Here is a 14806-nt window from a genome sequence, read left to right as displayed (position 1 = left end):
GTGTACCGGGGCGTTGGCATCAGCGTCTCTTCCGGTTGAGCTACTGTCGAGCCGCCAATCTAGCCAACCCCGACTACCCGTTCAATCCATGCAAGGCGACGTGCATCGGCGGTGTCCCTGCGCAGCGCTGCCAGCCCGTCGCCCCGGCCAAAGGCATGCAGCAGCAGCGGTCCAAGGTCGACCAGGGGCGATTTCGCCTGCCCCATCTCGTGCAGCAGGGCGAACGAACGCCCCTCGAACTCGCTGAGCAGCTCGGAACCGTAGCGCGCCGCGTGGCTGATACCCGACAGGTACAGGGCCTTGAACACTTCCTGCTCCGGCCACTGCAGTGCCATCCGCAGCGGCCATTCGATCAGGTTGCGCTCGCCCCACAGATCCTGCTTCCGCGTGACCTCGTTGGCGACCAGGGACAGCGTCAGTGACTGCGCCAGCGCGCCCAGATACGGCTGCATCTGTTCCGCCGTGGGCCGCGTGTAGATCGCATCGTGCGGCGCGCCCTGTACGCCGCCCAGGCGCGCAAGCACCCTGCCTTCCAGCGCCAGTATCGCGGCCTCCAACCCTGCCCTGTCCGACGACACCGCTTCGCGCCCTATCAATGCCACGCGGGCGGTATCCCAGATCCCAAGATCGACGGTCCAGAGGTTCCCTGCCTCACCAATGGAACCGAGCACCAGAAGATCCGTACTGGACGCGAACCCCGCCGCGGTTTCGCGTTCGCCGGCCTCGTCCTGGGCACCGAACAGCACCGGCCCGCCACCCCGGACCACTGCGGCCAGGGAGTGGGCGTGCAGGGATGTCCATTCGTAGGCGCTTTCCGCCAGGTACAGCGGAATGGCGCGACTCAGGCGCCCCAGTTCGTCTTCCCGTTGTTGTTCCGCGCGCTCTTCGCCGTTCACGACCTTGCCCAGCATCAGGAAGGTCACCTTGCGCGCACCTTCGGGCTTGTTCGCAAACAGCCACTGCGGCTCGCGCAGGCCGTAACGCCAGATCGGAAGTTCGAACGGCATGTGCGCGATCTGCAGTGCTTCCGTGTCGATCGGCCGCGATGATGCACCCGCTTGCCGCCGCGCCTCGTACTGGCTGGCCATTGCATCCAGATGCTGCTTGAACGGCGGAATGTTGAGCGCGTACAGGCGATGCAGCAGCGCTTCGCCCTCGTCCAGGCGATCAAGATGCAGATAGGCCTGGACCAGGTTCATCCCGACCTGCGGCCCATGCGTTTCCGGGTCGTAGGACGGACCGATGAGGTCCACCAGTTCGACGATCCTGCTGGCATTGCCGAGGTCGCCTGAAATGACCAGCAACACATCGGTGCTGTGCGCTGCCTGGGCGAGCACGCTGCGGAACTGGTCCAGCGCTGCCGGGACATCCTGCTTCGCAAGGCTTTCCCGCCCCAGATAGAGGCTGGCGCGCCAGCTGCCCGGCAGGGCCGCTGCCAGTTCCAGTGCTGCCCGGTAGGCGGGCTCACCGCCGCGCTCGCGCTGACGTGCAAGCCACCAGCCCAGGCCGTTGTCCTGGTTCGGGTCCAGTTGCAGCGCCTTCCACAACGTTGCATCGGCCTGATGCTCGTCGCCACTACCGGCCTGCACCTTCGCGAGGTTGGTAAGGAGCGTTGCGGTCTCGCCGATCCTGCCGATTGCATCGCGCAGCACCTGCCCGGCCTGCGCGAAGCGTTCCTGCTGCATCAGCACGATCGCGCGGATGACGTGGGCCCGTTCAACGATGGGGTCGATCTCCAGCATCCGCTGGGACGCAGGATCAACCTCGGCGGCGAACCCGTCGTCCAGCGCATTGAGGATGAGTTGGTAGAGCTCGTTGGGCTGGTCCCACATCGCCTTGATCTGGGGCAACAGCATGTTGTCGCGCCAGTCGGCCCGGGTGACCTGCAGTTCACGGCCGTGGGCGTCGTACGCGGTGATGAGCTGGGCTGGCGCTGCCTCCGCCGGAGGGGCTGCAGCCTGGGAGACGGCCAGCGGCGGTCTGGCGCTGGCGGGCTTGCCGGTCAGGCTCTGCATCAAACGCTTGAACATCGTTCCTCCATGGGCTGGGCGCAGGCCATTCTGCACCAATCCCGCGGCGGCTGAACCGTTAAGCGGCTCTGGACGGATCCCAACATCGCACGATTCGTGTGACCATTACTGGCCTCAAGACCTGCTTGAACCCCATGCCCCAACTGTCCGATCCCGCCCTGCTCCGCGATATCGCCGAGATCGGCCGCATTGCGGCCGTGCCGCGCATCCTCGAGACGGTCGCCCACATTACCGGCTGCCGGTTCACGGCCATTGCCCGGGTGACCGATACCACGTGGACGGCCTGCGCCACCCACGACACCCTCGGCTTTGGCCTGGTGGCGGGCGGCCAGCTGGTGCTGGAGACCACCATCTGCGATGAGATCCGGCAGTCGCCCAAGGCGGTGGTGTTCGCCCATGCGAGCCTGCACCCGGTCTACTCCACCCACCATACCCCGCGCATCTATGGGATGGAGAGCTACGCCTCGGTACCGATCTTCAGGCCGGATGGCAGCTTCTTCGGCACCCTGTGCGCCATCGATTCGGCGCCGGCCACGTTCGATGAAGTGCATGTCCAGCGCTCCATGGAACTGCTGGCGGAGCTGGTCGGCAATTACCTCGATACCGAAGAACGCCTTGAGCAGGCGGCAGTGGCGCTGTCCGATGCGCGGCAGGTGGCTGAGCTGCGTGACCAGTTCATTGCCGTGCTGGGCCACGACCTTCGCAATCCCCTGCAATCAATCAGCATCGTGACCGAAGCACTCGAAGCTGCGCCGCATACGGATACCCAGCAGCGCATGTTCGACCACATCACGGCCAGCGTGAATCGCATGGAGGGATTGGTGAGCGATGTGCTCGACTTCGCGCGTGGCCGACTGGGTGGCGGCATTCCGGTGGCATTGCGCAGCGCGGACCGATTGGCGGCCGATCTTCAGCAGGTAGTGGACGAGGTGGCCAACGCTACCGGGCGTTCGAATATCGCGGTGCGGATGGAGATCAACGGCGCGGTGGTGTGCGATTCCAACCGCCTGGGGCAGTTGCTTGCCAACCTGCTGACCAATGCCGTGCAGCATGGCGACGCTGCTGCGCCGATCACGCTGGATGCGGTGACCGGTCCAGAAGGATTGGTGCTGACCGTGCGCAACGGCGGGCATATTCCGGCCGAACGGCTGGCGACCATTTTCAGTCCGTTCTCGCGCGAGCAGGCGGAATTGCCTCGCCCCGGCCTGGGCCTGGGGCTTTACATCGCCGCGGAGATTGCGCGGTCACATGGGGGCACGCTGGTGGTGGCCTCGGAAGAGGCCACCGGGACAGCGTTTACGTTCCGGATGCCGGGTGGCAGCGCCTGATCAGGACTTGATGAAGGCCAGCAGGTCCGGATTGATCACGTCGGCGTGGGTGGTCAGCATGCCGTGCGGGTAGCCCTTGTAGACCTTCAGGGTGCCGTTCTTGACCAGCTTCACCGAGAGCAGCGCCGCGTCTGCGATTGGCACCACCTGGTCGTCGTCGCCGTGCATGACCAGCGTCGGCACGGTGATCGCCTTGAGGTCTTCGGTCTGGTCGGTTTCGGAGAAGGCCTTGATGCCCTCGTAGTGGGCCTTGGCGCTGCCCATCATGCCCTGGCGCCACCAGTTCTGGATCACGCCCTGGGAGATGGTCGCGCCGGGGCGGTTGAAGCCATAGAACGGGCCGGTCGGGAAATCCACGAACAGCTGCGCACGGTTGGCCGCAACACCCGCACGGATGCCATCGAATACTTCGATGGGCAGGCCACCCGGATTCGAGGCCGTCTTGAGCATCAGCGGCGGCACCGCGCTGACCAGCACCGCCTTGGCCACACGACCCTGCGGCTGGCCATGCCTGGCCACGTAGCGCGCCACTTCGCCGCCACCGGTGGAATGGCCGATATGCACGGCATTGCGCAGGTCCAGGTGTTCGAACACGGCCGATGCATCGGCTGCGTAATGGTCCATGTCATGCCCGTCGCTGACCTGTGCCGAGCGGCCGTGGCCGCGGCGGTCGTGGGCGATGACGCGGTAGCCCTTCTGCAGGAAGTACAGCATCTGGGTGTCCCAGTCGTCCGACGACAGCGGCCAACCGTGGTGGAAGACGATGGGCTGCGCATCGCGCGGGCCCCAGTCCTTGTAGAAGATGCGGACGCCGTCTTTGGTGGTGACGTAGTTCTCGGACATGAAAGTGTTCTCCGGAGCGGGGGAAGGGGTGCGTGCCATGGCAAAGCCCGGCAACGCCATGACGGCCAGCGCCGAGGCACCGGCCTGGAGCGCCTGGCGGCGGGTGAGCATCAGCGTATCCAACACGTTGGGGGGCATCGGTGAATCCTGCGCATGGGCGGCACCTCACATGGGGCCAGAAACCGGCAGGTTCATGCTTGTACGCCGTTGCTCTTCATGCCGATGCCCGGATCAGCGGCGCCGGGGTTCCCACGCAAAAGACGCCGGCACCTGCAGGTCGATCTCCGTGCCGCGCCCGGAGCGCCCGGACAGGATCGTCAACGTGCCACCGGCGCGCGCAGCGCGCTCGCGCATGCCTTCCAGGCCCCAATGCCCTGCCACCGCCTCGGCCCCCTGGGGCATTCCAATCCCGTCGTCGCTGATGCGCAGACGGAAACCGTGGCGCCCATAGCTGACCAGGATCTGCACCTGCGCGGCGCGTGAGTGGCGGAACGCATTGAGCAGGGCTTCGCGGCCGATCATGTACGCCTCTTCGGCCGCACAGGTCTGCATGGCGCGCGGCGTGCCTTCCACCACCAGGCGAACGGCCGGGGTCTCAAGCCCATGCGCCTCCTCTGCCACGCCCATCAGCGCAGCACCAAGATCGCGCGTGCGTTCCACATCGCCACGCAGGCCCCGCACCCGCTCGCGGCCATCGGCCGCTACCTGCTCGGCCATGGTCATGGCCGCTTCCAGCTCGGCGCGGACCGGATCGGTGGGCGACAGTTTGCGGCTGGAGGCATGCAACCGCAGGATCAGCCCCTGCGTGCTCTGCAGCAGGGTGTCGTGCAGCTCGCGTGCGATCCGCTCGCGCTCGCGGTGACGCTCGTCCAGCCGTGTACGGATCCGTGCCGCCAGCTGCCGCAGCCGGCCCAGGTACAGCAGCCACAGCAGTGCCGCACCCGCGATCACGCACAGCACGCGGAACCAGGCGGTTTCCCAGTAATGCGGTGCAACGTTGACCACCAGGCTGGCGCCCTGCTCGTTCCAGACCCCATCGTTGTTGCTGGCCACTACCCGGAACACGTACTGCCCCGAGGCGGGCGCGTTGTAGAACGCCGAGCGCCCGGTCGAGGCCTCGAACCACTGCGGATCGAAGCCTTCCAGCTGATAGCGGAAACGCACCCGCTCGGGAATCGACAGGCTCAGTGCCGTGAAGCGGATGCGCAGGTTCTTCGTACCGGCCGGCAGCTCCACGGCACCGCCATGGATCGGCATGTCCGCACCGTCCACCGCCACCGACAGGATCTCCACCGGCGGTGCCACGCGGTTGCGCACGACCTGGGCGGGGGCGATCGAGACCAGCCCACTGGTGGTGGAAAACCACAGCCGCCCATCCTGCGTTCGCGCGGCAGTGGGCAACGGCCGGAACTGTGCCGCGATGCCGGGCAACGCATCCAGCGCATCGAAGCGCTCGTAGCGCGGGCTACCCTGCGCATTGAACAGCCCGGCGATGTCCCCGGCGCGCACATGCACCACGCCACGCGCCCCGTTGAACCACAGGTCGCCAGCAGCATCGGCCACGACGCCGCTGATGCCGCGCAGGTCTTCGCGCACTGCGGGCAGCACGTTGTGCAGCTGGCCATCGGCCACCCGCGCCAGGCCGCGTTCGCCGCCCATCCACATGCCGTGCGCGTCCTCGAAGAACGCGGTGACGTTGCCGACGTCCAGCGGCTCACCCGCCCACGGCGTGGAGAACACGTCTTGGTCGAGCACCGCCACCGCGTTGCGGGCAAAGCCCAGCCACAGCCGCCCGCGGGCATCGGCCTGCATCACCAGCGGCGAACCGCCCGTGGGCAGTCCGGGCCGGTCCTGGAAGTGCGCCCACTGCCCGTCCTTGAACCGGTACATCCCCGGCGTGTTCAAGGACACCCAGAGCGCGCCGTCCGGGGTGGTCGCGATGGCCTGCACACCCGAGCGCGCTGCCACCGGCAGCCCGGATACCTTCGAGAACCGCTCCCCGTCCCGGCGCCACACCCCGTCTGGACCGGCCAGCCACGTGGTGCCGCCAGCATCGCGGTGCATGGCCGTAATCCCCGCCGGCAGTGCCAGCGTCTGGCGTGAGGCCATGTCCACGCGCTGCAGCGGGTGGTTGCGGGTGCCCACCAGCAGCGCGTCGCCCTCCGCGGCCATGGCGAACTCCTGCGCGCCTTCCGGCATCGGCACCTGCACCAGGTTGGCGTGGCGGAAACGATCCAGCCCGCGGCTGCTGCCCACCCACACGTTGCCCTCGCGATCCTCCAGCAACGGCTGCACGTAATCGGAGCTGAGCCCGTCCACGCGACGGAAGGACTCCGCCTCCGCCTGGGTACGCTGCGGTGAGCGGCGAACCAGCCCGGTACCCAGCGTGGTCGCCCAGAGCACGCCATCACGGTCGAACAGCAGCCCGGCCGATTCCACGGCATCGCCCTGGCCTGAAAGCGGGCGCACACCGCCGTCCGCTTCGGCCACCCAGATGCCACCGTCCGGCGCCTGGGCAATCTGGCTCACCCGGCCCACGCGGGCCGGCAGCCGTTCGAATGCGCTGGCACCGCGTCGCAACACCACCATGCCGGCTTCCGTGGCGACCCACAGCGTGCCCTCGCGATCGGTGAACAACGTACGCGCCTGGCGTCCGGGGTAGCCCATGGCCTGCGTGGGCCGCGCCCAGCGCTGGCCCTGCAGCAAGAGCGGGCCGGTAAAGGTGGCCGCCCACAAGCGGCCCTGGCCGTCTTCGGCGAACCGGAACACGGTGCTGGTCGGCAACCCCGCCGCTGGCCCGTAGTGACGCACGCCGTTGCGCTCGACCCGGCTCACCCCGCCGTAGCGGAAGCCCACCCACAAGCCGCCATCGCGGGCGGCGTACAGGGTCGACACACTGGTCGCGGGAAAGGCGTCATCGCCGGGCGGCACGAAGCGCGTGAAGCGCACGCCATCGAACCGGTACAGGCCGATTTCCGTACCCAGCCAGAGATAGCCATCGGCTGTCTGCGCCAGCGCGGTCACCTGCCCCGGTGCGCCCTGGTTGACCGTCCATGCGGTGTGGTGGAACTGCCCCACCGCCCGCGCCGGGTCCAACGCCGCAGCATGGCCGCCCAGCAGAAGCAGGCACGCGCAGGCAAGGCCCCGGAATGCGATCGTCATGGTCAGCCCCTGCGCGTCCCGACCATCATACAAAAACGCTTACCCGCAAGGCGTTCCGTCGCATTGCTGGCATGCCGCCGGCGGCAGGGCGCGCACGTAGGCCGTAGGGGTGCAGCCCAGGGAGCGGCGGAACCAGCGCACGAAGTGGCTCTGGTCGTAGAAGCCCAGCGCGCTGGCCACCTGGCACACGCGCTGGCCCTCGGTACGCAGCAGGTGCCTGGCGCGCTCAATGCGCCGCATGCGCAGGTATTCCATCGGGCTCAGCCCGGTCTGCTCGCGGAAGGTGCGGGCGAAGTGGAACCGGCTCATGCACGCCGCCCCGGCAATGGCGCTGAGCTGCAGGGGTTCGGACAGGTTGGCCTCGATGTAGTCGACCGCCCGCCCGACCGCGCGCGAAGGTGCGCCTGGCACGGGTTCCACGGCGGATGCCGGACGATGGGCATGCATTGGCTCGGACCTCGCGAAATCTACCCGTGCATGCTGTTCCTGCAGCGCGCCCCGCCCAAGCCCCGATTGGCTGGCCGCGCGACTACTCTTTCGGGTGAGTGTCTTTGGCATCGGCGTGGCCGCGCCGTGACGCGGGCAGCTCCAGCACCCGCCGACCGAACAGCACCGCGTCCACCGAATACGCGCCCGGGCCCAGCAACAGCAGCGCCAGCAGCAGCCCCGCCAGCGGCCAGCCGTCCAGCGCGGCATCCAACCCGGCCAGCACCAGTGCCCCGCCTATCCCTACTGGCAGCAGCGCGCCGAACGCGATCAGGGCGGCGGCCACCCAGGCCAACCCGAGCAGGTCATCCGCGGGCAGCGCCCCGCGCAGGCCCCACGGCCCTACCAGCATCGACGACAGCAACAGGCGGAACAACAGCAGGCCCACGCCGGGCATGCGGTCTGGAAAGGTTGCGTACAACAGCTGCACCGGGGCGCCTCCAGCGTCGATCTGGCTGTGGCCATTGAGGACCCATCGGCGCCGGCGCGCATGCCTCGAAAGAGTAATGCGCGCCTCCCCCGCCGGTTGTCTGACACTGATTCCGGGGATTGATCACATGGGCATTTGTTATCGTGGCCGCCGTCAGCCCTCATTTCCTGGACTTCCATGCCCCGCAAGCCATCCGCATCCCTCTCCCCGCACGCCGTGCTGCGTGCAGCCACCAAGGAGGCGTATGAGCGCGTCACCCTGCTGCTGACCACCAGCTTCGGCGATTTCAGCCCGGAACAGCAGCGCAGGCTGCGTGCCCTGCTGGGCAGCGAGGGCGCGGCCAGCCCGGCCAAGCGGGCCAAACCCGCCAAGGCCGAGCGGAAGGAACTGCCGCCGCGCTACTGGCTGCCGCATACCCAGGAAACCTGGTCCGGTCGCGGCCGCGTGCCGAACACCTTCCTTGCCTGGGAGGGCACCGTTGCCCACACCGAGTGGAAGAAGCACCACCCCGATGAGCGCTTCCCGGCCTACCCGGGCTGAACGCGAAGATGAGCGGTGATCTCAAGATGCGCAGGGCGGTGGGAACGCACGGCACTCTGCATCGCATCGAGGGCCTGCAGAAGCGCCACGATACGCAGCAGACCCTGCCCACCCTGCTGTGCGACAGTGAAGGGTGCGGCGCTTCGGTAAAGTTCGTGGCGGCGGACCCTTCCTACATCACCCTGAACAAGGGCGCCGAGCACCAGCCGGGCTGCCGGTACAACGCCCCCGGCCGCTTGCAGGCCATTCTCGCCGCAGGTTCGGATCCCGAGTTCCTGCCGCCGCTGGACGACGGCCGGCATGAGCTGCGCCTGCTGTTGCTGCAGCAGGCGCTGAAACGTGGCGGCATCGAGCAGCACACCCTCGATGGCTACCTGGGCACCCTCACCGATCTACTGGTGCTGCGCGCGATGTGTGAGAGCGATGACCTCGTGGCTTCGCAGGTCACCCTGCGCCTGGGCAAGAAGCGGGTGGACTGGGAAAATTTCTTCTACGACCAGGAGCGCTATGACGAAGCCTGGGAGCGTATTGGCGCCGGGACTACCGACCTGCCCATGGCGCTGGTCGGCACCGTAAGGTCGCACCGCTCGCCGCAGCCGGGTTCGCTGTTCCTCAACTGCGCGCCGAAGTACCAGCACACCGGCGTGACCGATCGCCGTGACTTCTATGAAGTCAGCGTCGGCCACGCCGACGCCGCCTGGCTGAAGTCCTTCCCGGTGGGCGCGGAGATCGTGATGTTCGGGCTGTGGCGCCAGGGCCGAAGCAGCACATCGTCCCGGCCACACCCCACCGACCCGCGCCGGACCCTCACCAACGTCACCCACAAGCTTGCACTATGGCCAAGCTCCACGCGGCAACTTGCCTTGGTGGAATGAACTGGAGAACGAACTGCATGAACCGACCCACCCCGTCATTCCTGCTGTTCACGGCCCTGTCCTGCACCCCGATCACCGCCTGCGCGGCGCCACCGCCGCCGGCCTCCACGGTGTTCACCGACGTCACCGCCACCCACGTGCCGGCGGATGCCGAACTGCACGCCTTGGATGCGGCGTTGCTGGATGCCGATGGTGACGGCGACCTGGATGTCGCGGTGGCGGTGGAGAACGGCGCCAACCGTCTGTACCTCAACGATGGCACCGGCAAGCTCAGCCACATACCCGGTGCGTTCGGCTCCATCGCGGGCGACAACGAGCATGTGCGCGTGGCCGACTTCAATGGCGACGGCCACCTGGATGTGGTGTTCGTGGCCGAAGATACCGAGCAGCACAACCTGTTCCTGGGCGACGGCAAGGGTGGCTTTACCCGGGCGAGCGAACGCCTGCCCGCCACCAGCCAGGCCAACGCGGTGGCGGTCGGCGATGTGAACGGCGACGGCCTGCCCGACATCGTGGTGGGCAACACCACAGAGGGAAAGGAGGGCGTGGCGCGGCCCTTCCTGTGGCTCAATGACCGTGCACGCCCAGGCTGGTTCATCGACGCCAGCACCACCCACCTGCCGGCCATCGACGTGCAGGCGCAGGGCATCGTGCTGGCCGATCTGGACGGCGATGGCGACCTGGACATGGCCATTGCCAGCCAGGATCCGATCAACCGGCTGCTGCTGAACGATGGCGGCGGGCGCTTCACCAATGCCACCGACCGGTTGGGCCCACAGATCCCGACCGAGACCCGCGAAGTGCATGCCCTGGATGCCAACGGCGATGGCCGGCTGGACCTGGTGTTCTTCAACCTCACCAGCAACAACCGGGACTGGGACAAGGACCCGCAGACGCGACTGCTGATCAACCAGGGCAACGCGCGGTTCAAGGATGAAACCCGTGCCCGCCTGCCCACCCACCGCTTCTCAAGCTGGGGCGGCACCGTGGTGGACTTCAACGAGGATGGTCATCCTGATCTGGTGGTCAGCGCCATCGACGTGCCGGGCTTCGTACCCCTGCAGGTACGCGCGTGGCAGAACGATGGGAAGGGCACCTTCAGCGACGTCACCGCGAAGGTGATTCCCGCAACAACCGTGGGCCGCAGCTGGAGCATGGCCCGTGGCGACCTGGATGGCGATGGCAAGCCGGACCTGTTCATCGGCGGCTGGCAATCGCAGGCGCGGCTGCTGCTGAGCCGTGCCACGCAGACCGACTAGGCGGGCATCAGGGTCGCGGGGGTGCCAGATGGTAATGCAGGCTGGTCAACAAGCGGTCGCATGCCGGCGGATCACGATTGCTCAGGCACACCATGGTCATGTTGTTGGATGGGTATACCGATAGCGCCGCGCTGTTGCCCGCCGCACCACCCCCGTGACCCCAATGCGGAAACTCCGCCGGGCCGGATGAGATGAAGCCATAGCCGTACCAGCGGGTCTGCTGGCGCGTTGCTTCCCTCAACAGCGGCAGCGGGATCAGTTTGCCTGCTTTGAGTGCGTCCACGAAGCGCACCTCGTCAACGGCGGTCGATACCCCACCACCTGCCGGGGTACCGCGCCACGGCAGCTGCTCAGCGCTCGGCTTCAGCGCACCGTCCTCGCCCTGCGTATAGCCTTGGGCAACCGTGGCCATCTGCTCCGTCGTCGGATAGCCCGTTGCGGTCATGCCCGCCGGAGCAAAGACGTGCTCGGCGACATAGTCGTAGTAGCTCTGCCCACTCACCTTCTCGACCAGCGCCCCAAGCAGCACGAAGCCGTAATTGGAATACTCGAACCGGGAGCCCGGCGGGAACTCCGGGGAACGCTCCCCGTTGAGCTTGACCAGATCCGCGATCGAGCGAACCCAGGCGCGGTTGGCACCCTCTTCCGGCTGCAGAACACCCATGTCTCCGGCACCCCCTTGGTGCGAAAGCAGCTGCCGAATGGTGACCTTCGCCATATCCTTGTTTGGATAGTCGATCAGGTGCTTTCCAATGGGATCATCGAAGCCAAGCTTGCCCGCTTCGATGAGCTGCAGCACCGCGACGGCCGTGAACATCTTGCCTTGCGACGCGAACAGGAACGCGGTATCCCGCTGCACCGGCGTTCGGCGTCCGCGGTCGGCCAATCCGAAATTCCCGCCGTACAACCGCTTGCCATCCTGCTCGACCACCAGCACCCCGGAGAACCGATCAGCTGCGGCCAGGCACGTGGCGAATGCATCCAATGCCTTCAGCGCGTCTGCCTGGGTCATGCGTACGGGGTCCTGGGTGACCTCTTCAAGAAGCGGTGAACCTGGCTTCTTGAGCTGCACCGTGACGCGGCGATACGCAGGAAAGCTCTTCTCCTGCATCAGCGCAACGAACATCGTCTCGTCATTGCGCTCAACGCGCACCACGTCCAGCCCACCCGTCTCTTCGCGGGTGTCCAGGAGATAATCGAGATTGTGTCCCGCGTCACCGAACCGCTGTTCATTGAATCGGCCCAGCGCAGCCCTGTCGTTGCTGTTGAACGCCGCCAGCCATTCGTCGAATGCGGCCTCCGTTGGCGGTTTTGCGCCGACCGGGCCCGTCAGAAGAAACAGCAACGCTGTAGTCCAGGAACGCACCGTCATTCTTCAATCCTCCCATTCCTTGTCCGGTCTGGTGAGCCACTCGAGCACCTCCTGGTGCAGTGCCTCGCTCTCCTGCGGGGACGCCGTTCCCCACAGGCTGTGCCGCATGCCCGGAACTTCCCGGTAACGGAACACCACGCCTGAGCCCTGCATGAGCTCGGCCAGCTTCCGTGCGGACGCCACCGGCACCGACCCGTCGCGTTCGCCGTGCACGACCAATAGCGGCGCCTTGAGGTCGCGCAGCACATTGGCCTCCACCGCATCCAAGCGGCTGGCCCATGTCGCATAGGTGTTGGATTCCCCCATCCAATCGCGCGTGGGCAACGGCGCGGCGCGGATCTCGTCCATTTCCTTGCGCAGCGATTCGCGGCACGCAGCGGTGTCCGCAGGCGCTGCGCACACCATCGCCTCCATGGAATCCGCCATCCGCATTCCGCCGCCAACGCCCACCAGCGCCACGGCCCTGGTCTGCGGGTAGTACGCCGCCAGCTGCGCGCCAATGCGCCCCCCATCGGAGAAGCCCCATACCAGCAGCTCCCCGTTCCACCAGCTCGCATGCCGGTTCAGGTGCTGCAGCGCGCGCAGATGGTCAATCACGCGCTGGTGGATGGAGTAGTGCTGACGAAACTCCGCGCTGCATTGGAAATCTGGTCCGATCTCGATATCTCCCTCGGCGTTGAGCGCTGGGATGGTCGGGCCCGGCTTCTCGATCACGGCCAACGCGAAGGGATGGGCACCGTCACTCTTTTCCAGCAGCCAGGCAACGCTTTCGTTGTAGGTGGAGGGGATGCACAGCGAGCCGTCGATATAGACCAGCAGCGGCACCTTGCCCGTTGAAGAGGGGCGCTGCACGTGCACGGCCAACAGGCTGCCGTCAACGCGAGGCACCTGCAGGACATCTTGAAACACGGCATTCGCGGCTGCAGCCGGCAGGCCAACAAGTACCGAAAGAAGCAACGCACCCATTCGGCCAAGGAAGGCCGGCATTCCAGTATTCGGTTTCACGCTGCGGCTCACTCCTTGAGTCGATCAATGCGGAATATCAATCAGATTTCTCGGCGGGGACCTACCCAACAGAATCTTGATCTCAATGCCGGCCACCGCTTCAAGTTCAGCTTTCGCGGCCAGGTAGCGCCGCTCGTCTGTTCCACTCACCATGACTTCGATCAAGCCAAGTTCCGGACGACCACTCAGGCCGGTCACATCCGGAAAAAACTCCAGAGCCCTGGCGCTTGCCTTGCTCATGATGTCGCTGAACTCCCGCGCCGTGTAGGGGTAGCCTTCCTCGAACTCAACCCTGACATCCGTCCCGCGAACACTGATGTGCTGGGCGGGCTCCATTGCCGGCCCCTTCAACCCTACCACCAGGTGCTGATACGGCATTGACTCGATCGTGATGAAGGCCATCCTCTCTCGATATCGCTCCCGTAGGTCCTGGACATGTGGCAGAAGCTCTGACTCGATCAGCAGCCGCTCCCTGGCAACTTCAAGGGAAACGCCGTTGGCTTCCATGTAAGCGCTTGCCTCAACGTCGGGCACATCTTCACCCAGCACCGGAGCACTGCGCGGCATCCCACCCGGCGCTCTGGAGGGTTCAGCACCGCTTCGTGCATTGGCCGCTGAGGCCGGATTACCCTCTTCAACCTGCCGGTCCTGATTGCCACTACAAGCCGAACCCAGCGCAATCACCACGAGAATGATGGCCCGCTGCATGCTCGTTCCAATGCCGTGTCGCGCCATTATTCCGCTCCGTCAAGCGCATCCAGTGGGCGCTTGTGCGGCTCTTCGATGATCCGTTTGTTGAGGATGCGCACCGTACCCACCATCAGCAGCCGCATGTCACGAACGATGTAGTCGGCGAGCGCGTCATCACTGATGTCATCGCCCTCGATATCCAGCCGGAACTCCTGGCCCTGGATACCGCCACCGTTGCTGAACTCTATTTCGAAATCAAAGCAGACACGCTTTTCCATGTTGACTGGTTCCTCCTGTATGTCTGAACGTGACCGTCGGTCATGCCCTGCGTGCGAACCACCAGATGACCACGAACACCGGGAGTGGCGAGAGCATCATAATAATGCCCAGCCCGATGTTGGCGCCGCCGCCGGTGTTCATCCATCCGTCTGCGTAGTACCAGCCCCACAACGCAAGCGAAGCAAGCAGCCCGGCGATGAAGCCTCGGCGCACGCGGGGCGGGCGGCGGATGCCTACCCACAGCGAGAACAGCGCGAAGGGCGCCAGAGCCAGCGCGGTGCGTACCCAGCGTGGCTGCAGTTCCGGCCCCATGCCAAACGTGCGTGAGCGCAGTAGATCGAGCAGCCACTCAACGCCCCACACAATGGCGAGCGCGTAGACCACGGAAACCAGCAGCAGCGCTGCGCCGGAAATCCTTCTGGTATCAGACGGCATGGATGTCTCTCTGGACACATGCGGCAGCATGCGATTCCAATGAAAGCACAGGCCGAAGTCCGCTCGCCACCC

14 protein-coding genes are annotated in these 14806 nt (G+C 66.3%); 4 read left to right on the top strand and 10 right to left on the bottom strand.

Annotated features, from left to right (window positions below; all coding sequences use genetic code 11):
• Window positions 1-59: 59 nt before the first annotated feature.
• Window positions 60-2015, bottom strand: coding sequence for a tetratricopeptide repeat protein (locus tag NMB40_RS02480; RefSeq protein WP_494360025.1), 1956 nt, complete (start codon window positions 2013-2015; stop codon window positions 60-62).
• Between the two features lie 149 nt (window positions 2016-2164).
• Between NMB40_RS02480 and NMB40_RS02475 the strand changes: the two genes are divergently transcribed.
• Entirely contained in the window at window positions 2165-3358 is a 1194-nt protein-coding gene (locus NMB40_RS02475; protein WP_494360024.1) for a GAF domain-containing sensor histidine kinase, read from the top strand.
• Here NMB40_RS02475 and NMB40_RS02470 read toward each other — a convergent pair whose 3' ends face one another.
• From NMB40_RS02470 to NMB40_RS02455, 4 genes are all read right to left on the bottom strand, one after another.
• On the bottom strand, window positions 3359-4201 hold the full coding sequence (locus NMB40_RS02470; protein WP_282246729.1) for an alpha/beta fold hydrolase: 843 nt from the start codon (window positions 4199-4201) through the stop codon (window positions 3359-3361).
• A gap of 231 nt (window positions 4202-4432) precedes the next feature.
• Window positions 4433-7363: a sensor histidine kinase gene (locus tag NMB40_RS02465; protein ID WP_494360023.1), complete on the bottom strand. Its 2931-nt coding sequence runs from the start codon at window positions 7361-7363 to the stop codon at window positions 4433-4435.
• A 39-nt stretch (window positions 7364-7402) separates the two neighbouring features.
• Window positions 7403-7783: a helix-turn-helix domain-containing protein gene (locus NMB40_RS02460; protein WP_448142129.1), complete on the bottom strand. Its 381-nt coding sequence runs from the start codon at window positions 7781-7783 to the stop codon at window positions 7403-7405.
• A gap of 109 nt (window positions 7784-7892) precedes the next feature.
• The gene (locus tag NMB40_RS02455; RefSeq protein WP_494360022.1) at window positions 7893-8279 is read right to left on the bottom strand and encodes a hypothetical protein; all 387 of its coding nucleotides are present in this window, start codon (window positions 8277-8279) and stop codon (window positions 7893-7895) included.
• Between the two features lie 177 nt (window positions 8280-8456).
• Between NMB40_RS02455 and NMB40_RS02450 the strand changes: the two genes are divergently transcribed.
• The 3 genes from NMB40_RS02450 to NMB40_RS02440 are packed head-to-tail and all read left to right on the top strand — an operon-like array spanning window position 8457 to window position 10953.
• Window positions 8457-8819, top strand: coding sequence for an H-NS family nucleoid-associated regulatory protein (locus tag NMB40_RS02450; protein ID WP_282246712.1), 363 nt, complete (start codon window positions 8457-8459; stop codon window positions 8817-8819).
• Window positions 8820-8827: 8 nt separating this feature from the next.
• Window positions 8828-9694, top strand: a complete 867-nt coding sequence (locus NMB40_RS02445) for a hypothetical protein (RefSeq protein ID WP_494360021.1) — start codon at window positions 8828-8830, stop codon at window positions 9692-9694.
• A 17-nt stretch (window positions 9695-9711) separates the two neighbouring features.
• Entirely contained in the window at window positions 9712-10953 is a 1242-nt protein-coding gene (locus NMB40_RS02440) for an FG-GAP repeat domain-containing protein (RefSeq protein ID WP_494360020.1), read from the top strand.
• A 7-nt stretch (window positions 10954-10960) separates the two neighbouring features.
• Here NMB40_RS02440 and NMB40_RS02435 read toward each other — a convergent pair whose 3' ends face one another.
• Genes NMB40_RS02435 through NMB40_RS02415 form a run of 5 tightly spaced genes read right to left on the bottom strand, consistent with a single transcriptional unit; the run spans window position 10961 to window position 14734 of the window.
• A complete protein-coding gene (locus NMB40_RS02435; protein WP_494360019.1) occupies window positions 10961-12325 on the bottom strand; it encodes a serine hydrolase domain-containing protein in 1365 nt (454 codons plus the stop codon).
• A gap of 3 nt (window positions 12326-12328) precedes the next feature.
• Complete coding sequence (locus NMB40_RS02430) at window positions 12329-13312, bottom strand: alpha/beta hydrolase family protein (RefSeq protein ID WP_494360018.1); 984 nt, start codon at window positions 13310-13312, stop codon at window positions 12329-12331.
• A gap of 42 nt (window positions 13313-13354) precedes the next feature.
• A complete protein-coding gene (locus NMB40_RS02425; protein ID WP_494360017.1) occupies window positions 13355-14038 on the bottom strand; it encodes a hypothetical protein in 684 nt (227 codons plus the stop codon).
• Window positions 14039-14064: 26 nt separating this feature from the next.
• Complete coding sequence (locus NMB40_RS02420) at window positions 14065-14298, bottom strand: cyclase (RefSeq protein ID WP_068849669.1); 234 nt, start codon at window positions 14296-14298, stop codon at window positions 14065-14067.
• Window positions 14299-14338: 40 nt separating this feature from the next.
• Window positions 14339-14734, bottom strand: a complete 396-nt coding sequence (locus NMB40_RS02415; protein WP_494360016.1) for a hypothetical protein — start codon at window positions 14732-14734, stop codon at window positions 14339-14341.
• Between the last annotated feature and the right edge of the window lie 72 nt (window positions 14735-14806).

This window comes from Stenotrophomonas sp. FBCC-B152, from assembly GCF_059134105.1.
The sequence above is the reverse complement of the archived record's forward strand: the minus strand, read 5'-3'. Positions and strand labels throughout refer to the sequence as shown.